At 41.9% G+C, this 20,350-nt stretch carries 19 protein-coding genes, 1 other RNA gene and 3 pseudogenes; 14 read left to right on the forward strand and 9 right to left on the reverse strand.

The genetic code is table 11. The features are described from left to right. Positions 1-37 precede the first annotated feature (37 nt). The 6 genes from mreD (at position 38) to REG_RS06570 (ending at position 4,592) form a co-directional block, all read left to right on the forward strand. A complete protein-coding gene (gene mreD / locus REG_RS06550) occupies positions 38-526 on the forward strand; it encodes a rod shape-determining protein MreD (protein ID WP_006704922.1) in 489 nt (162 codons plus the stop codon). Between the two features lie 39 nt (positions 527-565). Further along, on the forward strand, positions 566-2,035 hold the full coding sequence (rng, locus tag REG_RS06555; protein WP_006704923.1) for a ribonuclease G: 1,470 nt from the start codon (positions 566-568) through the stop codon (positions 2,033-2,035). A gap of 159 nt (positions 2,036-2,194) precedes the next feature. Continuing rightward, on the forward strand, positions 2,195-3,670 hold the full coding sequence (tldD, locus tag REG_RS06560) for a metalloprotease TldD (RefSeq protein ID WP_039907636.1): 1,476 nt from the start codon (positions 2,195-2,197) through the stop codon (positions 3,668-3,670). Then, complete coding sequence (locus REG_RS11310) at positions 3,657-3,848, forward strand: hypothetical protein (RefSeq protein WP_071985191.1); 192 nt, start codon at positions 3,657-3,659, stop codon at positions 3,846-3,848. The genes tldD and REG_RS11310 overlap by 14 nt, the downstream gene beginning before the upstream one ends. Then, entirely contained in the window at positions 3,845-4,339 is a 495-nt protein-coding gene (locus REG_RS06565) for a ribonuclease (RefSeq protein WP_006704925.1), read from the forward strand. The genes REG_RS11310 and REG_RS06565 overlap by 4 nt, the downstream gene beginning before the upstream one ends. Continuing rightward, positions 4,320-4,592: a barstar family protein gene (locus tag REG_RS06570; protein WP_039907638.1), complete on the forward strand. Its 273-nt coding sequence runs from the start codon at positions 4,320-4,322 to the stop codon at positions 4,590-4,592. The genes REG_RS06565 and REG_RS06570 overlap by 20 nt, the downstream gene beginning before the upstream one ends. Before the next feature lie 109 nt (positions 4,593-4,701). Here REG_RS06570 and REG_RS06575 read toward each other — a convergent pair whose 3' ends face one another. After that, positions 4,702-8,601: an FG-GAP-like repeat-containing protein gene (locus tag REG_RS06575; RefSeq protein ID WP_039907640.1), complete on the reverse strand. Its 3,900-nt coding sequence runs from the start codon at positions 8,599-8,601 to the stop codon at positions 4,702-4,704. 412 nt (positions 8,602-9,013) lie between these two features. After that, positions 9,014-9,415 (reverse strand): annotated as a pseudogene (locus tag REG_RS06580) (DUF1731 domain-containing protein); the annotation flags it as partial. 130 nt (positions 9,416-9,545) lie between these two features. Between REG_RS06580 and REG_RS12240 the strand changes: the two are divergent. Further along, on the forward strand, positions 9,546-9,818 hold the full coding sequence (locus tag REG_RS12240) for a helix-turn-helix transcriptional regulator (RefSeq protein ID WP_260200225.1): 273 nt from the start codon (positions 9,546-9,548) through the stop codon (positions 9,816-9,818). Between the two features lie 120 nt (positions 9,819-9,938). On the opposite strand, the gene panF is transcribed toward REG_RS12240, so the two are convergent. Together panF and REG_RS06595 are read right to left on the reverse strand one after the other, a co-directional pair. Further along, the gene (panF, locus tag REG_RS06590; protein WP_039907642.1) at positions 9,939-11,375 is read right to left on the reverse strand and encodes a sodium/pantothenate symporter; all 1,437 of its coding nucleotides are present in this window, start codon (positions 11,373-11,375) and stop codon (positions 9,939-9,941) included. Next, entirely contained in the window at positions 11,365-11,607 is a 243-nt protein-coding gene (locus tag REG_RS06595) for a YhdT family protein (protein WP_006707829.1), read from the reverse strand. The genes panF and REG_RS06595 overlap by 11 nt, the downstream gene beginning before the upstream one ends. 66 nt (positions 11,608-11,673) lie before the next feature. Between REG_RS06595 and REG_RS06600 the strand changes: the two are divergent. Next, a pseudogene (locus tag REG_RS06600) lies at positions 11,674-12,161 on the forward strand (IS5-like element ISRein1 family transposase); the annotation flags it as partial. A gap of 86 nt (positions 12,162-12,247) precedes the next feature. Here the strand turns inward: REG_RS06600 and REG_RS06605 are convergent. Beyond that, entirely contained in the window at positions 12,248-12,490 is a 243-nt protein-coding gene (locus REG_RS06605) for a YhdT family protein (protein WP_006707829.1), read from the reverse strand. A 66-nt stretch (positions 12,491-12,556) separates the two neighbouring features. Here REG_RS06605 and REG_RS12245 point away from each other — a divergent pair. Beyond that, positions 12,557-13,380, forward strand: a protein-coding gene (locus tag REG_RS12245) for an IS5-like element ISRein1 family transposase (RefSeq protein ID WP_260200023.1) whose coding sequence is annotated in 2 segments (ribosomal slippage) — positions 12,557-12,944 and positions 12,944-13,380 — 825 coding nt in all. Because the reading frame shifts where the segments join, the coding sequence is not laid out codon by codon here. Positions 13,381-13,649: 269 nt separating this feature from the next. On the opposite strand, the gene accC is transcribed toward REG_RS12245, so the two are convergent. The 3 genes from accC to aroQ form a co-directional block, all read right to left on the reverse strand. Beyond that, a complete protein-coding gene (gene accC / locus REG_RS06620; RefSeq protein ID WP_039907783.1) occupies positions 13,650-14,981 on the reverse strand; it encodes an acetyl-CoA carboxylase biotin carboxylase subunit in 1,332 nt (443 codons plus the stop codon). A gap of 25 nt (positions 14,982-15,006) precedes the next feature. After that, positions 15,007-15,456 carry an acetyl-CoA carboxylase biotin carboxyl carrier protein gene (gene accB / locus REG_RS06625; protein ID WP_006704932.1) on the reverse strand — a complete coding sequence of 150 codons (450 nt, stop codon included), beginning with the start codon at positions 15,454-15,456 and terminating at the stop codon, positions 15,007-15,009. A gap of 137 nt (positions 15,457-15,593) precedes the next feature. Further along, entirely contained in the window at positions 15,594-16,064 is a 471-nt protein-coding gene (gene aroQ / locus REG_RS06630; protein ID WP_006704933.1) for a type II 3-dehydroquinate dehydratase, read from the reverse strand. Between the two features lie 538 nt (positions 16,065-16,602). Between aroQ and ffs the strand changes: the two genes are divergently transcribed. Further along, an RNA gene (gene ffs, locus REG_RS11315) (signal recognition particle sRNA small type) lies at positions 16,603-16,699 on the forward strand. Positions 16,700-16,807: 108 nt separating this feature from the next. Here ffs and feoA read toward each other — a convergent pair. After that, positions 16,808-17,032 (reverse strand): ferrous iron transporter A, encoded by a 225-nt coding sequence (gene feoA / locus REG_RS06635; RefSeq protein WP_006704934.1) that lies wholly within the window; start codon positions 17,030-17,032, stop codon positions 16,808-16,810. 351 nt (positions 17,033-17,383) lie between these two features. On the opposite strand from feoA, the pseudogene REG_RS11320 reads away from it, so the two are divergent. The 4 genes and pseudogenes from REG_RS11320 to queF form a co-directional block, all read left to right on the forward strand. Next, positions 17,384-17,473: pseudogene (locus tag REG_RS11320) on the forward strand (glutaredoxin domain-containing protein); the annotation flags it as partial. 76 nt (positions 17,474-17,549) lie between these two features. Further along, complete coding sequence (locus tag REG_RS06640) at positions 17,550-18,737, forward strand: amino acid aminotransferase (protein ID WP_039907644.1); 1,188 nt, start codon at positions 17,550-17,552, stop codon at positions 18,735-18,737. A gap of 18 nt (positions 18,738-18,755) precedes the next feature. Then, positions 18,756-19,349 (forward strand): conjugative transfer signal peptidase TraF, encoded by a 594-nt coding sequence (gene traF / locus REG_RS06645; protein WP_006704937.1) that lies wholly within the window; start codon positions 18,756-18,758, stop codon positions 19,347-19,349. Continuing rightward, positions 19,342-20,181, forward strand: coding sequence for an NADPH-dependent 7-cyano-7-deazaguanine reductase QueF (gene queF / locus REG_RS06650; protein ID WP_006704938.1), 840 nt, complete (start codon positions 19,342-19,344; stop codon positions 20,179-20,181). The genes traF and queF overlap by 8 nt, the downstream gene beginning before the upstream one ends. Positions 20,182-20,350 lie beyond the last annotated feature (169 nt).

Consider the following 20,350-nt stretch of genomic DNA (forward strand, 5'->3'; position numbering starts at 1 on the left):
CCGCGAATACACCCCTTGTTCAAGGAACAGTAATGCCATGAGCTACTTTTATAGCTATGGCCGTTGGGTAATTTGGTTATCATTCCTGATTGCGATTATCTTTCAGATTACACCTTGGCCTGAAAAAATTTATCTATTTCGTCCCTCTTGGTTGACTCTCGTCTTCATTTACTGGGTAATGGCATTACCTCACCGTGTTAACGTAGGTACTGGCTTTTTTCTCGGCTTAGCTATGGATCTTATTTTTGGATCAACCCTTGGCGTACGCGCATTGGGATTGAGTTTTGTCGCTTATTTTGTCGCTTTTAAGTTTCAATTATTTCGCAATATGGCGTTATGGCAGCAGGCGCTCATGGTGATGTTACTGGTTCTTATGATGAATGTGGTGGTGTTCTGGTCAGAATTTTTAGTCATTAATGTTTCGTTTCGCCCAGAAATTTTTTATAGCAGTGTAATAAATGGTGTTTTATGGCCTTGGTTATTTTTATTGATGCGCAAGATCCGCCGTCAATTCGAGGTGCAATAAACGTTGGTGAAAGATGAGTAGGCGGGGCGGGAGAATGACATGACCACCACATTATTGATCAATATTACAGCATCAGAAACACGGCTGGCCTATCTCGAAGAAGGCGTTTTACAAGAGATTCAGATTGAACGTGAAACAAAAAGAAGCATTGTCGGCAATATTTATCAAGGTCATGTTAAGCGAGTTTTACCAGGGATACAGGCCGCTTTTATTGATATTGGTTTGGATAAGGCTGGATTTCTTCATGCTAAAGAGATAAAACCTGACAGGATGAAAAAAAATGAATCCCATCATTTTCAATCATCTGACATTACCCAGCAAGTTTATCAAGGCCAATATTTAATGGTGCAAGTGGTTAAAGATCTCCTGGGTAGCAAGGGTGCTCTGTTAACAAAAGATATCCGTTTGCCCTCTCGATATTTAGTCATGATGCCTGGCGTTCAACATGTTGGTGTTTCTCAGCGCATTAAAAATGAAAAAGAACGCGAACGTTTAAAAAATATTGTTACTTTGTCCTGTGATCAAACACTGGGATTTATTATCCGTACTGCCGCTGAAAATATTTGTGAAGAAAAATTATCGGCTGATGTGCTCTTTCTTCAACGTTTATGGCAGGACGTGCTGGCAAAGAAAAAATGTAATCATGCAAAAATCCGCCAACTTTATGCTGAACACCCCCTCTCTTCGCGTATATTGCGTGATTTTGCTGTTACTGAATTAGATCACATTCTAATTGATTCTAAGTTAACTTATGACCAGCTTTTGGCGTTTACTGATAAATGTATGCCAGAGATAAAGTCAAAATTGCAGCATTACACTGCCAGCCCGCCCCTCTTCGAGAAGTATAATGTTGAAAATGAAATTCAACACTCATTGAATCGGAAAGTTAGCTTGAAGTCGGGCGGTTATTTAATTATTGATCAAACAGAAGCCCTGACAGTCATTGATATTAATACAGGCTCTTCTGTGGGTTATCACAATCTTGATGAAACTATCTTCAATACCAATCTTGAAGCCACCCAAGCTATTGCACGTCAGTTACGGCTACGTAATTTGGGAGGGATCATCATCATTGATTTTATTGATATGCGCAATAAACAGCATCGTGAATCGGTATTAACGTCTTTGCAAGAAGCGTTAAGCAAAGATCGAGTGCAAACCACGATCAGTGGCTTTTCTCCGCTTGGATTGGTGGAAATGACACGTAAACGTACTCGTGAAAGTATCGGACAGGTGCTGCTCTGCCATGATTGCTTAACCTGTCAAGGGAAGGGTAGAGTGAAATCAGCAGAAACAGTGTGCTATGAAATTTTAAGAAAAATTGTCGAGATGCATCGTAACAATGATGCCAATGGTTTTGTCGTTTCTGCCTCTCCTTCTGTAGGTGAAAAACTACAGAGCAAAGAATTTGGTGCATTAACAGAAATCGTGAATTTTGTAGGTAAGTCGATCAAAGTACAGATTAACCCCCTTTATAGCCCAGAAAATTTTGACGTCGTGACTATGTAATCGGTATATACCCAATGCATTTCGAGTTACGGCAAGGCGGCAATCAATCGAATCGGTACATGACAGAGGATAAGAGATCGTTGCCAACGCCGCTGTAACTTGAAATGCATTGGGTATATCAATCCATTAAAAATTAATCAGACAAAGAGTGATAAAAATATGAGTCTTATTTCTGTCAGCGATCAGCTGCTTACTCCTAATACGCTGACCCATCAGGATCTGTTTTCAATATTAAGCCAGTTGACAGAACGCGCTCTTGATTACGCCGATCTTTATTTTCAATCCAGCTATCATGAAGCTTGGGTATTGGAAGACCGCTTGATTAAAGAAGGCTCTTATCATATTGACCAAGGCGTTGGGGTACGCGCGATAAGCGGTGAAAAAACCGGATTTGCTTATGCAGACCAAATTAGCTTAAAGGCATTACAACAAAGTGCACAAGCGGCTCGTAGCATCGTTAAAGAAAATGGGACAAGTCAAATACCCCTGTTGCGTAAAGTCTCTTATCCCAGTCGTTATCCATCGTTAGATCCATTAACAAATTACGATTGTGAAAAAAAAATTGCGCTGTTGCGTCGGGTTGATGAGGTAGCGCGAGCCGTAGATAAACGGGTAAAAGAAGTGACCGCTAGCTTAACCGGTGTGTATGAATTGATTTTAGTCGCCGCCACTGATGGCACCCTGGCGGCTGATGTACGTCCGTTGGTTCGTTTATCCGTTAATGTTTTGGTAGAAGATGCCAACGGTAAGCGTGAACGGGGTAGCTGTGGTGGTGGTGGACGTTGTAGTTATGATTATTTTTTTGAATCTGTTGATGGTGAAGAGCGAGCTGATACTTTCGCTAAAGAAGCCGTTAGGATCGCCTTGGTTAATCTTGATGCTGTCGCTGCTCCTGCCGGTACCATGCCCGTGGTGTTAGGCGCTGGCTGGCCAGGAGTATTGTTACATGAAGCGGTAGGTCACGGTTTGGAAGGCGATTTTAATCGCCGGGGCAGTTCTGTATTTAGTGGCAAAATAGGAAAAATGGTTACTTCTGAACTCTGTACTGTGGTTGACGATGGGACACTTTGTACTAAGTTTGACGATGATACTCTGTTTGGTCATCGTGGTTCACTGGCCATTGATGATGAAGGGGTGCCAACTCAGCGTAATATTTTAATTGAAAACGGCATTTTAAAAGGTTACATGCAAGATAAACTGAATGCGCGGTTAATGAGGATGGAAGCAACAGGTAATGGTCGTCGGGAGTCTTATGCTCATTTGCCGATGCCTCGTATGACCAATACCTATATGTTAGCGGGACGATCAACGCCGGAAGAAATCATCGAGAGTGTAGAATATGGCCTGTATGCCCCGAATTTCTCAGGTGGGCAGGTAGATATCACCTCAGGCAAATTTGTCTTTTCAACCTCAGAAGCGTATTTAATTAAAAACGGCAAAAAAACTCAGGCAGTGAAAGGAGCTACTTTGATTGGTTCCGGCATTGAAGCTATGCAGAAAATTTCAATGGTTGGTAATGACTTGGCCTTCGATAAAGGTATTGGTGTTTGTGGCAAAGACGGGCAAAGCGTACCTGTAGGTGTCGGGCAGCCTACGCTGAAAGTGGATAATTTGACAGTCGGTGGCACCGCTTAAATCAGCATATATACCCTTTGCCTTTCAAGTTGCCTTCGGCTGCCAGGGGGGCGACCGACCGATGAGCGTAGACATACTACGTGATTCGGCGAACACCCGCAGCCAACAACGCGGCGGCTTGAAAGGCGAAGGGTATAGTTACGGTGGCCGAAGGGTACATATAAGGAAAGGGAGATGAATAAAAAATTCTGGTCTATTTTACTGGTGATAATGTTATCCGTAGTGGCTGTTGTAATGATAGTGTCAAAGACAGACCAGATCGCTCCAGAAGATCCTAGCTCAGCAGTAAAAATTTTTGCGCACCCTGCCTCTATAGAACAATTAACGGAAGATAGACGCATAGCCAATTATTTAAAGCAACATCATCGTTTACCTCATTTTTATATCACGAAGAAACAAGCGCGCGAGCTAGGTTGGGATGCACGCAAAGGAAACTTATGCCAGATATTGCCGGGTAAAGCCATTGGTGGTGATCTTTTTTCTAACCGTGAACGGCAGCTCCCTGAGGCACGTGGGCGTATTTGGCATGAAGCAGATGTGAATTATAAATGTGGTCATCGGGGTAGCGAACGGTTGTTATACTCTAACGATGGTTTGATTTATCTCACCCAGAATCATTACAAAAACTTCGTTTTGCTGGAGTCAATCGATAATGAAAGTGGTATTTGATTTTAACCATATTCCCGATGTCGCGACCTTTTATGTTGAGTTTATTCGCCAGTTTGCACTGGATGACGATTTTGGCGCTAATTTGGATGCATTGTGGGATATATTGACCGGCGGTGGCATTAGTTTACCGGTAAAAATTGAATTTATTCATTTCAATCGCGGCAGAGCACGGCATTTTATTGATCTTGCGCGAGTATTTTCTGAAGCAGAACAAGAGTTGTCAGGGCGCTTACACTTCAACATAACGACTTAGCAAAATCCGCAGCCTAATTAGCGAAAATCGCCAGACACCCTAGTAGATTTGAGTGTCTGGCGTGTGGATATCCCCTTCGCCTTTGAAGCTACCGCCTCTTCCTCGCCCTTTAGGGCGGAGATGATGTCAATCTCATCGTGCTTTCTACCCATAGTGTGTTGATTTGCTTCTGTACTTCATCAAGCCGTGCACCTATGTTCAATTCATCAGCGCTAGTTGAGAAAGCCGCCATCGCCATCACCATTCTATCAATGTTATTGCCTACTAATTGATACTTCCCTGCTTCTATTGTTTCTATCTTTGATTCAGCCCCTGAGCGCTTTGATAGAGCGTAATAATCTTTTATCGTCACGCTATCACCTGAATCTGAGCCATTCACCAAGACAATCAAATCATTGTTTTCTTTTTTTAACCATAGTTTTTCTTTGGTGATTTCCTCTGATATGAACGTTAAGCGGTCATTGCCTGCTTTTTCAATAATGCTATCGTGACCGTCCCCGGTGGCATAGCAATAAATATCATCGCCGCTTTCTCCTTCCCTGATATCGTTAAATAAGGGGACTTCCATCACCAGTTGCATAAATCCAGGTAATACGGCGGTACTTGTTGTCAAACCATGACGATCCGAAATAGTGACTTGCCCCTGTCCCTGTTGATTACGTGATTGTAAACGAACCGATATACTTTCCGTTTCTAAGCCTTGCGTGCGCATTTTCCAGCTTCGATCATTTATTGGGTTGTATTGAGCGGCTAGGGTAGTAGCAAACGAACCGATATTTCGGCGTGCCGCTACAGTAGACGGCCATCCTATTAAGAACCCATCACGGGTATGCAGCTGATAGTCATGCTGTAATGTTCTTTTATTATCCTGAGGAGCACTGTAAATACCACGTAATGTCAAGGTAGTGGACGAGCCACTGTCACTACGTAGCGTCAGAAAAACATCGCCACCTACCTGGTTAATCGCGATAATTTGCTCTGCCTTATAGTCCAATACAATACTGCTGTTTTCTTGCTGATTTGCGGTTTCTACTAATGTTATCGATAGATGTCGTTGACTGTTATGTTGCAAAATATGATAGATATCGACCCCCTGCCCACCGTGTGCTTCACCGGCTTGCAACCTGATAATGTCATTACCACCTTTAGCAAAAATACGATCATTGCCGCCAACGCCATCGAGAATGTTGGCCAGATCATTACCTATCAATATATCATCAGTTTCACGGTGCCCTACGGCGTTTTCGATATGCTGCAAGTTAGCGACATGTATTGGTTCTGTGCTGCTGCTATCCTTGTAACGATACTTGACAAAACCTTGGGTAAGATCGATGTAGTAACCCTTGTATATTGCGCTTGGTTTGGCGACAGCGATTACTGTATCAGCATTATCGAGGGCGCTATCATCCATTCCTCCTTTCAGGATACTTGGTGTATCCGGCACAGCGGCGCCCATCAACAAAAATCGCTCTGAAAGCGGCCCGCCTGTCAATTGTTTTCTCCCTGCTGCAACTTCAAAGTCATTTTTCTTATCCTGCTCACCAGTCAGCGTATCATTAGCCCCGCCTAATTTGTAAAGCGCTTTTCTCTCTGTTATCGGCGTAGCCTGAAAGCTATGGGCGTTTACTTCCCCTTGCTGATTAAGAGACAATAACGCTTTGTAACCATCATTACCTGTGCTGATCCCAAGGATATGCTGCTGGCGACGAACCGCCAGTATGTTAGGACGATAGTGCACTGTTTTTCCATCTTCTTCGCCTACGGTATCCCGTTCTTCCCGACTAAATTCGCCATTTTTTTTCCCATAGGCGACGGTATAGCTGCCATCATCTTGGATCACCACAAAATCGGCACGGCCATCGCCATTCATGTCATACAACTGTATTTGCGCCGTATCAAAATCCCCTTGTAGCTTTTCTATTGCAGCGCTCTTTTTTGCTTTCAGCGCGGTAAAAGGGATTTTCCGGTTTGGGGTGCCCAGCAGAATAGACATTGACCCGTCTTCGGTAAACCAAACGACGTCTCCGCACCCATCACCATTGATATCGCCGGCAAGACGATAAGTATTTTGATTTGTCGGGGGACGTTTTGATGCTGGCACTGAAAAGGAAATCGGGGCATCGAAAGTGCGATGCGCGTTACCATAGCAGATGTTGATATTATTTATAGTAAATGTTACTAAATCCGCCCGGCCATCTTTATCAATATCGATCAATATAGCGTCTCGTGAAAAGGCGCCTGGCGTTAGTGTGAATGGTTTGTCAGTAAAGGTGCCATTTGGCTCTGACAGCAAAATACGAATAGGATTTCGGCTATTACCGATAATTACAATATCGTCTAGATTATCTTTGTTAATATCTGCCACCAGCGTGCGCACTGTAGGAGCATGAAGCGCTTCGACATTTTTAACCCGCTCAGCTGCAGCATAATCGCCTTTCCCCATCGCACGTAGCCAATAAAATCCCTGTGGAGAAAAATAGCCAATATCACGGTGGCCATCACCGTTAAAATCACCCGTCACCGCATGATTATCATTGTAAATAATGTTAAGGCGAGTCGTGAGTGATTTGCCTTGTGGATCGACCAATTTGCCCACCAGCTCGTGCGTGCCAATAAACTGCCGTTTAATCACACCAGCAGATAATCTGCCATGACTATCAATGGTATCGTCAATCTCTTGAAAATTCCCTTGGCTATAAGCTTTATAGCTATTAGGGGCGGTGCGAAGCGACCGGTAACGGTAAATGGCTTTCGTCACTTTTATCGCTCCCTGTCTGCTCACCACATAGGTAGTATATCTTCTCACCTCATAGGGATCAGGGCTCGATCCTGCATAATCTTCATAAGTCAAAGACCTTTCCAGTTCTTCGAGCTCGAGATGTTCCGATGGAGGAATATTATCCCGTACCAGGCGCTCATAACCACGGTGATCCTTACCAAAGAGTTGCTGAAAATTGCAGTCTATCATCGTAACATCAGGTCGACTGAAATAAAGGCTATCAATAAAACGATCAGAGATCAGTAACGCTGTCATTTGCCTTTCCAACTCGCTATCGCGAGCGCGTTCTAGTTCGAGCTTAGTGTGAGCAGCCGCCAGCGGATTTTCTATATCGGGGCTTAGCATCAGCCCACTAAATGTAAGCCAGGCTATTTTTAGTTTTTCTACCCAGGTCAAATTTTTCACATAGCGTTCAACCTCTTCTATTGCGCGTACCATGGTATAAATCTCTGCGGTTGCGTATATCCCAACGACTAACGCCACAGCGATTGGCCCCCCCACAGCGGCTGCAGTTCCACCTAATGCGCCGACATAGGCCATCCCAATACCTACGCTTGTCGCCGCCGTATAAAGTGAACCTTTCACTATCAAGTTCTGCCTGGTTTTAGGGTCAGTGGTGGTAGACAACGCACGAAATGCTGAAACAGCATGGTATAAATCAAACCCAGCCGATAACACGCCCAATGCTGCGCCGGTTAATCGTATTGACTTAACATTAGGGCTAATTTGGCGAAAACGAGAGCTAGATCGCGAAGGTCGGCGTTTTTTTTCAATTTTATTTAGCTTGTTTTTAGCCGCACTAATAGTCAAATCAGAGGTTAGATGCGCAGCTACCAATGTTTGTTGAGCACGGTATTTTTCTTGTTCTTCTTGTGAGGCCTTTTCGCGTTTTCTTTCATCTCGAGACAAATTACGAACCTTGCTCGTACGCCCGTACCGAGTTATCCCAGTATCCACCATGGCAACACCTCTGTTAAAACGAGGCATAACAACGGAACGTCTCGCCCTTCTCCGAGGAGTAATACCAGTTGCTGGCGCTGAATTTTCATCAGGCATTAACCGATTTGTTACATCCTGAGGGAGGATGATTAATTGTTTTAGAAAAAAAATCGGTTGTATTGTATCTTGATTGGTGTAACCTACGCCGCGTGGATAGAGAGACAATTTTTTAGCATAACTAGAGGATGAAATTGCCGGGGGAACGTCTTCTGTTTCATTTTTTTCTTTCATAGCACTCATCCTTATATATTAAGTCATATAAAATTCCATTATTTTAAATTTCGATAATTTAAATCATCTCTATATATTGATCGCTTTTTCTAATAAAATATTTATATAAAGATGTAGCGAGAAAAACGTAAAATTAATAAATTTATAAAATAAATTCATTAATTATTATTATTTTTTCTTATTTCAGTTTTATTTATAATAAAAGTAATGGCCACTCTTTTAAATATAAATTTTAAAAGAGAATATATAAATATTTTTATCTTTTTTATTTTTCATTATATTTAAAATATTATCGCTATTTACCGTGATTTATACTCGCTGTTATATAGCCGAATCCGTTTAATTTGATTCAAGGCGGAGGAGCGCAGACAGTACAAACAGTACGGCAAGCGACGACAACACTTAAATCAAATTAAACTGATTTGGCTATACATTCCCGCAAAGCGTCTTCCAAATCACCATAGCGAAAGCAAAAACCGGCGGCCTGTAAACGTTTGGGAATGGCCTGCTGACCACCCAACACCAACACGGCAGATTCTCCCATCAAGAGGCGGATAAGACTAGCAGGAGCGCGTAAAAAGGCAGGACGGCGCAAAACGCTAGCCAGTATGGCACTGAATTGCTCGTTACGCAGGGGTGAAGGGGAAACCATATTGTAGGCTCCCTGTAGAGCGTCATGCGTCAGCAGATAATCAATTGCATTTACCATGTCATCAATATGGATCCACGGAAAATATTGATGGCCTTCTCCCATCGAGCCACCTAAACCAAGACGGAATAAAGGCAGCATTTTAGCCAATGCTCCCTTATGGGGAAGGGAGCACACGCTTTGCGAAAAATTTCCCCTCTTTAGCAACGACAAGCAGTGTATTGGCACCGTATACCATGTAAGGAAGTTCAATTTTGTTTCTTTATATGAATTGTTTAACGACAAAATACCGCCGGTGCTAACTACAACCCCGCCGGAAAATAAATTTAAAATTACTGAAAAAGAACTTGAAATCATTTTTTGCTTGCTACATACCCATATGAGTGCAAAGGAAATAGGGAAAAAATTAAATCTCTCTCACCGCACAGTAGAAAATAAACTGCAAGTGCTATACAAGCAAAAAGCAGGCGTTAATTCATCAAATCAATTAAGAGAATTTTGTAGAGCAGAAGGTTTTGATCAGTATATCCCCGCCAGATTTTTTAAAGCTGGAGTGCAATTCATTTAAGTCGCTGCTCTAATTTTAGCGACAGAGCATACCGTTGACCTTGTAAGGTTCCCCTCTAAAAATCAGTCATCACCGATGATCCTCCGCTAAAATTCAGTCGGGGAGAATGTCAAGTCTGATTTAGGGGCTAACGGTCTGCTTCCTATCACCGAACTGGTTACCGATATAAAAAGCCAACAGATTAAACGCCAACGAAGGGACAATCGGATGAAAACCGCCAAGATGGATATTAAAGCTAACCAATAATGTATAACATACCCCGCCCGTCATCATCGAACTAATGGCACCATATGCGTTGGCTTTCTCCCAGTATAACCCTAGTAATAATGGCCATAAAAAGATGACCTCAAGACCTCCTAGTGCCAGTAGATTAAGCCAGATAATCATCTCTGGTGGATACCACGCCGTTAAGAGTAATAACAGACCTAAGATGAGTGTCGATAAACTAGAAATATAGGTGAGTTTTCGCTCATTTTTAATTTGATCAGGCTGTAAATTAAGATACAGATCTTTGACAATCGTTGCAGATGATTGTAACAACTGGGCATTGATCGTCGACATAATTGCGGCGAGCGGTGCCGCTAGAAATATTCCAGCAGCAAATGATGGCAGCACCATGATCATTAACGTTGGAATAACTTGATCTGGGATCTTAAGATCAGGTAAGACAGCACGGCCTAATACTCCCGCCAGATGCATTCCCAACATTAATATCGCCACAACAATAGTGCCAAGGATCATCCCTTGATGCACCGCTTTGCTATCTCTATAAGCGATACAGCGTACTGCCGTAGGAGGCAAACCAATCAAGCCAAAACAGACCAACACCCAGAAAGAAGCCATGAAAGGCAAATCTAAGCGCTGCTCACTCCCTTGTGGTGAAATCAGATTGGGATCGATATCTATCAATTTTTCTACTGCTTGCGTTAATCCCCCAGCGGCATAGACTACGGCAATAAGAAGTAAAATAGTGCCGATTAACATCACCAACCCCTGTAACGCATCGTTTAATACGCTAGCACGGAAGCCACCGAAAGCGGTATACAGAATAGTACTAAGACCAAAAATCAGTAGTCCAGCGTCATACGGGATACCCGCCGCGATTTCCAATAAACGCGCCCCACCGATAAATTGTGCTGTCATCGCGCCAATCAAAGCCATTAGTAAACTGAGACTGGCTAACCAAACCAGTAAACGGCTTTGATAACGGGCATACAATATATCGTTCAATGTGACAGCGTTATAACGACGGGCCAAAATAGCCAGTTTTTTGCCCAATACGCCTAAAGATAACCAGACTACTGGCAGTTGGATCATCGACAATAATACCCAACCTAATCCATATTTATATGCCGCCCCTGGCCCGCCGATAAACGAACTAGCGCCAATATAGGTGGTAGTTAATGTCATCGCTAACAAAAACCCCCCCATAGAACGATTGCCGACAAAATATTCGTTAAGAAAACTTCCAGTTCGCGGACGAGTATAAGAATAAAAAGATAAAGCGAAAATTAAGATAAGATAGGCGCATAACGGTAAAACCACATTAATCTGCATCGGGCTCTTCCAACGACATATCACGAAAAATCAGTCGCACCATCAACCAACAAAGGAAAATAAAGAGTAATGGCAGGAAAATACAGGCTATTTCAAACCACAAAGGCAGTCTAGTTACCCCAAGGGCATTGCCAGGTAGGTAAGCGCTTATTATCCATCCTGCTAGGTACAGCAGTGTTAAGCCTAAAGACCATCGTGCCTCTTTGTGAATTTGAATGAATCTTTTATTCATTAGACCTCTTCGGAAACTAGCATTCATGAGGAATTTTGGTAAAACACTCCTGAACAAGGAGCCGCCATGAAATATGAAGTAATAAAAGTACTGGAAGAGGAAAAATTTCGTCGCTTAACGGGTGTTAAACGCAGTACATTTGAAAAGATGATAAAGATATTGAATGAAGCAGATAAGAGTAAGCAAGGGAAAGGAGGTCGGAAACCCAAGCGGGGTTTAGAAGAGCGCTTATTAATGGCACTGGAGTATATACGAGAATATCGCACTTATTTTCATGTCAGCCAAAGCTATGGCGTGAGTGAGAGCACATGCTATGAAACGATTAAATGGATAGAGAATACGCTAATAAAGCATCCTGATTTTGCCCTACCTGGACGCAAAGCTGTATTAAAAAGGGATAGGGAGTATGAGCTGGTTCTTATTGATGCCACAGAAACGCCGATTGAACGTCCCCAAAAAAACAAAAGCCGTTTTACTCAGGAAAAAAGAAACGACACACCTTAAAAACACAAGTGCTCGTTGATAAAAAAAGTAAAGCAGTCATCTGTACAAGCTAAAACTTCCAGTTCGCGGACGAGTATAAGAATAAAAAGATAAAGCGAAAATTAAGATAAGATAGGCGCATAACGGTAAAACCACATTAATCTGCATCGGGCTCTTCCAACGACATATCACGAAAAATCAGTCGCACCATCAACCAACAAAGGAAAATAAAGAGTAATGGCAGGAAAATACAGGCTATTTCAAACCACAAAGGCAGTCTAGTTACCCCAAGGGCATTGCCAGGTAGGTAAGCGCTTATTATCCATCCTGCTAGGTACAGCAGTGTTAAGCCTAAAGACCATCGTGCCTCTTTGTGAATTTGAATGAATCTTTTATTCATTAGACCTCTTCGGAAACTAGCATTCATGAGGAATTTTGGTAAAACACTCCTGAACAAGGAGCCGCCATGAAATATGAAGTAATAAAAGTACTGGAAGAGGAAAAATTTCGTCGCTTAACGGGTGTTAAACGCAGTACATTTGAAAAGATGATAAAGATATTGAATGAAGCAGATAAGAGTAAGCAAGGGAAAGGAGGTCGGAAACCCAAGCGGGGTTTAGAAGAGCGCTTATTAATGGCACTGGAGTATATACGAGAATATCGCACTTATTTTCATGTCAGCCAAAGCTATGGCGTGAGTGAGAGCACATGCTATGAAACGATTAAATGGATAGAGAATACGCTAATAAAGCATCCTGATTTTGCCCTACCTGGACGCAAAGCTGTATTAAAAAGGGATAGGGAGTATGAGCTGGTTCTTATTGATGCCACAGAAACGCCGATTGAACGTCCCCAAAAAAACAAAAGCCGTTTTACTCAGGAAAAAAGAAACGACACACCTTAAAAACACAAGTGCTCGTTGATAAAAAAAGTAAAGCAGTCATCTGTACAAGCTTTACGAATGGGAGGCGCCATGATTTTAGGTTGTTTAAGGAGTCTGGTGTGCGAATACATCCTGACATCAAAACAGTTACCGATACAGGTTACCAAGGGCTTGGCAAGATTCATTCAAACTCGGCGTTGCCTAAGAAAAAGACAAAGAAAAATCCCTTAACAAAAGAAGATAAACGCAACAATCGTGCGTTATCAAGCCAGCGTGTATTAAACGAACATGTCATTGGTATGATTAAAAGATTTAAAATTGTATCAGACCGTTATCGAAACAGGCGAAAACGTTTTGGATTAAGATTTAATCTGATTGCTGCAATTTATAACATGGAAATTAGATAAATGATAGTTTCCGAAGAGGTCTATTATTGCTTTCATCATTTTCCGAAAGGGGGATCCCATCGACCTAAGTCGGGGGGAAATGAAGAGGATGTCAATATAACCGCATCAGTCTAATTTGATTTTATGTTGTCATCGCCTACCGTACTATTTGTACTGTCTGTGCTCCTCCGCCTTGAATCAAATTAGACTGATGCGAACATTCCCACGAATTTTTGGATAAAAAAGCAGCAATTTGAAGAGCTGTGGGTATAATTAATTTTTTTATAATTCTAGTTTTTTTCCAAATAGTGGATATTGGTACTCCCTTTCTGAAAGCATTCATCATCCATAATCTGTTGATGCAATTCAATATTAGTTTTGATTCCATCAATAATCAGCTCGGTCAATGCATGCTTCATACGTGCAATCGCCGCTTCACGATTTTCACCATAAGTAATCAGTTTTCCAATCATCGAATCATAATAGGGCGGCACGGTGTAATTGGTATAAATATGCGATTCCCAGCGTACACCAAACCCTCCTGGGGCATGGAACCGCGTAATTTTTCCAGGGCTAGGTAGGAAAGTTTTTGCGTCTTCCGCGTTAATACGACATTCAATCGCATGGCCACGAACTACCACATCGTCTTGTTGAATAGAAAGTCGTTGACCTGCCGCAATCCGCAGCTGTTCTTTGATCAGATCAATACCCGTTATCATCTCGGTGACGGGATGTTCAACCTGAATACGTGTATTCATCTCAATAAAATAAAATTCACCATTCTCATACAGAAATTCAAAGGTACCGGCGCCACGGTAGCCAATATCAATGCAGGCTTTGACACAGCATTCACCGATATTAGACCGAATATCATTGCTAAGACCAGGGGCTGGGGCTTCTTCCACCACTTTTTGATGACGGCGCTGCATTGAACAGTCACGTTCAGCGAGATAAAGCGCATTACCTTTACCATCGGCTAAGATTTGAATTTCGATATGGCGAGGATTTTCAAGATATTTTTCCATATAAACCGTATCGTTATTAAAAGCAGCCTTAGCTTCTGTTCGGGTCATATCGATAGCTTTTTCTAAATCTTTAGCATCATGAACTACCCGCATACCTCGCCCACCTCCACCCCCGGAGGCTTTAATAAGAACCGGATAGCCTATTTTTTTTGCCACCGCCTGATTTTTTTTGGCATCATTGCCTAATGAACCGTCAGATCCAGGTACACAAGGAACTCCTGCTTTTTTCATGGCGTTGATGGCGGAAACTTTATCGCCCATTAAACGGATAGTTTCTGCTGTTGGGCCAATAAAAATAAATCCTGAATGCTCTACTTGTTCAGCGAAATCTGCATTTTCAGACAAAAAACCATATCCCGGATGAATAGCAGTGGCACCGGTAATTTCAGCCGCCGAAATAATGGCGGGAATATTCAGATAGCTTTTAACCGAAGCAGCGGAGCCAATGCATACTGTTTCGTCCGCCAATAAAACATGTTTTAGATCACGATCCGCCGTAGAGTGAACTGCCACCGTTTTTATCCCGAGTTCTTTACAAGCTCGCAATATCCGTAAAGCAATTTCTCCCCGGTTAGCGATAATAATTTTTTCAATCATAGGGTTATCAAGCATAGTGGCCTCATTATTCGATGACGACAAGAGGCTGATCGAATTCAATCGGTTGACCGTTTTCTACCAAAATAGCTTTTATCGTACCGGACTTATCTGCTTCAATAAGATTCATCATCTTCATGGCTTCAATAATACATAAAGTATCACCGACAGAAACTTTTTGTCCTATTTCAACGAAAGCTTTGGCTTCTGGGCTAGGTGTACGGTAAAAAGTACCGACCATCGGCGAACGAATGACATGATTCGATACAGATTCAACGACCGTAGGAGCTGTTGTGTTAACGGCAGGCTGTTGCACTGCAACAGTAGGAATATAAGATGGTGGTTGCATTATTGGATGATGCGATGGAGTCGGTGCACGATTAATGCGTACTGACTCTTCACCTTCTGAGATTTCTAGCTCTGAAATGCCAGATTCCTCAACCAGTTCGATAAGTTTTTTAATTTTACGAATATCCATGAGGGTGATTCCGTATTGTCTCTATACCCTTTGCCTTTCAAGTTACGGCCGCGTTGGCAGCTCGCACTCACCCCAGTCATGTACTACTTGTACACTTCTGGGATTCGATTGATTGCCGCCTTGCCGTAACTCAAAATTCATTGGGTATATGTCATTTTATTATATTTGGATAAGCGATTGACGGCTGCTTGTAAAGCAAAACTATAGCCATCAGCACCTAACCCACAAATTGTGCCAATTGCAATATCGGAAAAGTATGAATGATGGCGAAAAGGCTCTCTGGCATACACGTTAGAAAGGTGAATTTCAATAAAAGGAATTCGCACTGCTAATAGTGCATCACGCAAAGCGATACTGGTATGCGTGAAAGCGGCCAGATTGATCAAAATAAAATCGATATTTCCTTGTGCCTGATGAATTCTATCGATAAGTTCATGCTCTACGTTCGATTGCAGGTAAGATAATTCGACATTCAATTCTTGCGCTTTTTGCTTCAATCCGCTAATCACTTCTTCCAGCGTGATCGCAGTGTACTGTTCTGGTTCACGTGTCCCAAGCAAATTGAGGTTAGGGCCGTTTATAAGCAAAATATGAAACTTATCCGACATGCTGTATCCAAATGGTGTTTTAAAAGCAGTTACTAAAAGGTCGACAAATTGACGACATCAAAATCGTCCGAGATAACTGATTTGTTACTTTATACTCTAAGAGCCTGTTCCAAATCTTTTTGAGCGACGCTTAATTGAGAAAAAATGAGCGAAAAAGCGCAGTTTACATAAGGCAAATGAGCATTTTGAGCGCATATTTGATGAAGTATCAGCGAGCACAAGAGATTCCAAACAGTCTCTAAGACTGCCATGGCAGCCAGAAGTAAAGTTCAGCATTATAACGATATCGTAGCAATTAGCAGCTAAATACTGCTTTTATCCACGAAGATATTTTATCCCACTGCAATAAAGTTTGTTTTTTCAGCTACCTACTAATTTGATTCAAGGCGGAGGGGTACAGACAGTACAAATGGTACGGTAAGCGACGATAACACAGAATCAAGCTAAAACGATTTGGCTATAAGCTCTTGCTATTTACTCAAGCATGGTGAATAATGCCGCCCGCTCCGAAACATAAAGGGGCATTCAATGGCGGCTCTGTTGGTTCTCTCGCAGTACTAACTTGTGAATTCGGTCAGGTCCGGAAGGAAGCAGCCGTAGCAGGCGATGTACGTGCCGGTATGTAGCTTTCAGAGCCACCACCAAGATATACATTTTATCCTCCCTTAATACTCCCTAGGTTTTTTTTCTCACATAAATTTTTTGCCCATGTTTTCCTCATTCAAGAAGATTTTGAACAGGCGCTAAGAATGTGCTTCTAACCTCAAAAAATTCAAATCCTTTTTGCGTAATAATAAGCTAACGCCTCGAATTTGAATTTGAACAGGATCCCCAAAGGGCGCCAAACGAATCACTTGAAACGATGCGCCAGGTAACATGCCTAAAGAAAGTAATTTTTGCCGGTAGGTAGGTAGGATCTCGGGAAAAAAATGAATTATTTTATAATATTGCTGAGGAACAAACCGCATATGACCTCTGTATCGCATAACCAAAAATTACTAAATAATAATGAGAATATTTATTATTCTAATTTACTTTAAGATAAAAATAAACAATAAAACCGTTAGTACATACTATTTGCAAATGTATTGTGAAGCTTTTACGATGTTTATGCTCTTCGCTTTTGAAGCTGCCGCGTGTTGGCTGCACGTTCATCGGTTTCCCCTCTGGCCGCCTAGCGGCAATTTGCAGGACTATGGGTATAAACATCGTAAAAGCTTCAAAAGACAATCTAAATAGAGAGGAATGCTGAACGCGGGTTTAGATCACTTTTCGCTCTTCTATTTTTTAATTTAAAATTAAATGACTAGGTATAAAAAATGCGTACTGTAATTTTTGGACGTTCTGGATGTCCCTATTGTGTCCGTGCAAAACAATTGGCAGAAACACTGGCGGCTAAACGCGACGATTAATTGGCAAAGCCATATACTCAGGTTAATCTGACGGCTCAATCTGTTTAAACCCATTGCTATGGAAATTTCTCTTATGTTTGAAAACATCGAGCTTGCTCCCGCTGATCCCATTTTAGGCCTTGCTGAGCAATTTAATAAAGATCTGCGGCCAAACAAAATTAACCTCGGCATTGGTGTCTACCAAGACGAAACCGGTAAAACACCGGTGTTATCTAGTGTAAAAAAAGCGGAGCAGTACCTGCTAGAAAATGAAACCAGCAAAAATTATCTTAGCATTGACGGATTACAAAATTTTGCTGGCTGCACACAGGCACTGCTTTTTGGTGAGAGCTGCGACATTATAAAGGAAAAAAGAGCGCGAACTGCACAGACCCCGGGCGGAACTGGTGCGCTGCGGGTTGCGGCTGATTTTATCGCCAAAAAAACCGATGCTAAACGTGTGTGGGTGAGTAATCCCACTTGGCCGAATCATCACAATATTTTTCCCGCCGCCGGGTTAGAAGTGGTTCAATACAACTACTACGATGCACTCAACCATTGTCTGGATTTCGATAAAATAAAAGCTGACTTAAACAAGGCGCAAGCCGGTGATGTCGTGTTATTCCACGGCTGTTGCCATAATCCAACCGGCATCGATCCAACGCTAGAACAATGGCAAGAATTGGCTAAACTCTTGAAGGAAAAAAACCTGTTGCCTTTGTTTGATTTTGCCTATCAAGGCTTCGCAACAGGGCTTGATGAAGATGCGGAAGGATTACGTGCTTTTGCAAAAATGCATAATGAATTAATAGTCTGTAGCTCTTATTCGAAAAATTTTGGCTTATATAATGAACGTGTCGGTGCTTGCACCCTGGTTGCTGCCAGCCCGAAAGATGCGGATAACGCATTTAGTCAGATAAAAGCGACTATTCGTGCGAATTACTCAAATCCACCCGCTCATGGTGCTGCTGTCGTGGCCGCTATCCTCAATGATAAAACGACGTTACGCCCTCTCTGGGAAAAAGAATTGACGGCTATGCGTCAACGTATTAAGGAGATGCGGGATCTGTTCGTTGAGACATTGAAGAAAGAAGGAGCAAATTTCAGTTTCATCAAACAACAGAATGGGATGTTTTCCTACAGTGGTTTAACGGCTAACCAGGTAACAGGTTTACGCGAAAAATTTTCTGTTCATGCCGCCTCTTCTGGCCGAATTAACATTGCAGGGATGACGAAAGAAAATATGTCAACGCTGTGTAAAGCCATTGTTGAGGTTCTTTAGTTAATTAATAGGTAACGTATGAGAATAATCACGCTAGTCGCGGTATTAGCGATGGTTACCATTGGATTAGCTGGTGCTCTCTTTTTAGCAGGAGGGCGCCTCAATACGAGTAGCAGTATGCCGTTGGGTCTGTATTGGATCACTGATAAACCAATGGCGAAAGGCGAATATGTTATTTTTTGTCCCCCACTACAAGCCGCATTTAAGGAAGCAAAGCAGCGCGGTTATATTGGTTCCGGTTTATGTCCTGGTAACTATAGTTATATGATGAAAAAAATTGTTGCCCTCCAAGGTGACAACATTGCGATTACCGCTCAAGGTGTTAGCGTGAACGATACCTTGCTGCCTCATACTACCCCTTTGCCAACCGACAGAGCCGGGCAACTGTTACCACAAATCAGCATAGCATCTTACACCTTAAGTGAATCCGAATTATTACTGATGACGGAGCACAGTCCTACTTCATTTGATTCACGTTATTTTGGAGCTGTTAATAAAACTCAAGTTGTCTCTGTTATACGCCCCGTATTAACGTCTTCAACCTATTGGGGTCAATGGTTTTTAAAAAAATACCATGCGTTAAAAAATTATAAGGAAATAAGAGATGAATAACAGTCAATACCTTTATTCAAAACATCTTGGTCAAAAATCACAGTATATAGATACATACAACGAAAAATTATTAGTAGCCATACCTCGATCAGTAGGAAGAAAAGAAATAGGCTTAATCGATGAAAAAATACCCTTCACTGGATTTGATTTGTGGACGGCATATGAACTTTCTTGGTTGAATAAAAAAGGAAAACCGCAGGTTGCTATGGCGGAGTTTACTGTACCCGCCACATCCCCAAATTTGATTGAATCCAAATCACTCAAACTTTATTTAAATAGTCTAAACCAATCCTATCTCGATTCTTCAGAGGTTCACCAACATATCTCAAAAGACCTCTCTCACATCGCTGAAGCTGAAGTGAAAGTGACACTATTTGAGGGGATGAAAAATTACAGCAAAAAAATTGATGAGCCTGACTACATTAGCATTGATGAAAGCGATATAGAGGTCAATGACTATAAATTTAATGCTGATCATTTAAAAAATGCAGTGACAGAAAAATCACCTTTTGTTACTGAGCGCCTGACGTCAAATCTTTTAAAATCTAATTGTTTAGTCACCCTGCAACCTGACTGGGCCAGTGTTTTTATAAAATATGAAGGCAAAAAAATAGATAGAGAAAAGTTGCTTCGATATATTATCTCGTTCCGAAAACATAATGAATTTCATGAGCAATGTGTAGAAAGGATATTTTTAGATATAAAAAAATATTGTCATCCACAAAAATTAACGGTTTTTGCCAGATATACACGTCGAGGAGGATTAGATATTAATCCCTTTAGAAGCGATTACGAATCGACATCAGCCATAGGGCGATTAGTCAGACAATAAGTGACTGCTCCCCGCCCTATTGGACAACAGTTTACAGCGAATTTTGCTAAGAGCCTATTCGAAATCTTCTTGAGCGACGCTCAATTGAGGAAAAAATGGGCGAAAAAGCGCAGTTTACATACAGTAAATGAGCATTTTGAGCCCGTTTTTGACGAAGTATCAGCGAGCA

It is taken from the genome of Candidatus Regiella insecticola LSR1, from assembly GCF_000143625.1.
Classification (GTDB): Bacteria; Pseudomonadota; Gammaproteobacteria; order Enterobacterales; family Enterobacteriaceae; genus Regiella; species Regiella insecticola.

Coding starts and splice junctions, on each gene's coding strand:
- mreD (WP_006704922.1), top strand. CDS start 38: ATGAGCTACTTTTATAGCTATGGCCGTTGGGTAATTTGGTTATCATTC.
- rng (WP_006704923.1), top strand. CDS start 566: ATGACCACCACATTATTGATCAATATTACAGCATCAGAAACACGGCTG.
- tldD (WP_039907636.1), top strand. CDS start 2,195: ATGAGTCTTATTTCTGTCAGCGATCAGCTGCTTACTCCTAATACGCTG.
- REG_RS06565 (WP_006704925.1), top strand. CDS start 3,845: ATGAATAAAAAATTCTGGTCTATTTTACTGGTGATAATGTTATCCGTA.
- REG_RS06575 (WP_039907640.1), bottom strand. CDS start 8,601: ATGAAAGAAAAAAATGAAACAGAAGACGTTCCCCCGGCAATTTCATCC.
- panF (WP_039907642.1), bottom strand. CDS start 11,375: ATGCAGATTAATGTGGTTTTACCGTTATGCGCCTATCTTATCTTAATT.
- REG_RS06595 (WP_006707829.1), bottom strand. CDS start 11,607: ATGAATAAAAGATTCATTCAAATTCACAAAGAGGCACGATGGTCTTTA.
- REG_RS06605 (WP_006707829.1), bottom strand. CDS start 12,490: ATGAATAAAAGATTCATTCAAATTCACAAAGAGGCACGATGGTCTTTA.
- accC (WP_039907783.1), bottom strand. CDS start 14,981: ATGATTGAAAAAATTATTATCGCTAACCGGGGAGAAATTGCTTTACGG.
- accB (WP_006704932.1), bottom strand. CDS start 15,456: ATGGATATTCGTAAAATTAAAAAACTTATCGAACTGGTTGAGGAATCT.
- aroQ (WP_006704933.1), bottom strand. CDS start 16,064: ATGTCGGATAAGTTTCATATTTTGCTTATAAACGGCCCTAACCTCAAT.
- feoA (WP_006704934.1), bottom strand. CDS start 17,032: ATGCGGTTTGTTCCTCAGCAATATTATAAAATAATTCATTTTTTTCCC.
- REG_RS06640 (WP_039907644.1), top strand. CDS start 17,550: ATGTTTGAAAACATCGAGCTTGCTCCCGCTGATCCCATTTTAGGCCTT.
- traF (WP_006704937.1), top strand. CDS start 18,756: ATGAGAATAATCACGCTAGTCGCGGTATTAGCGATGGTTACCATTGGA.
- queF (WP_006704938.1), top strand. CDS start 19,342: ATGAATAACAGTCAATACCTTTATTCAAAACATCTTGGTCAAAAATCA.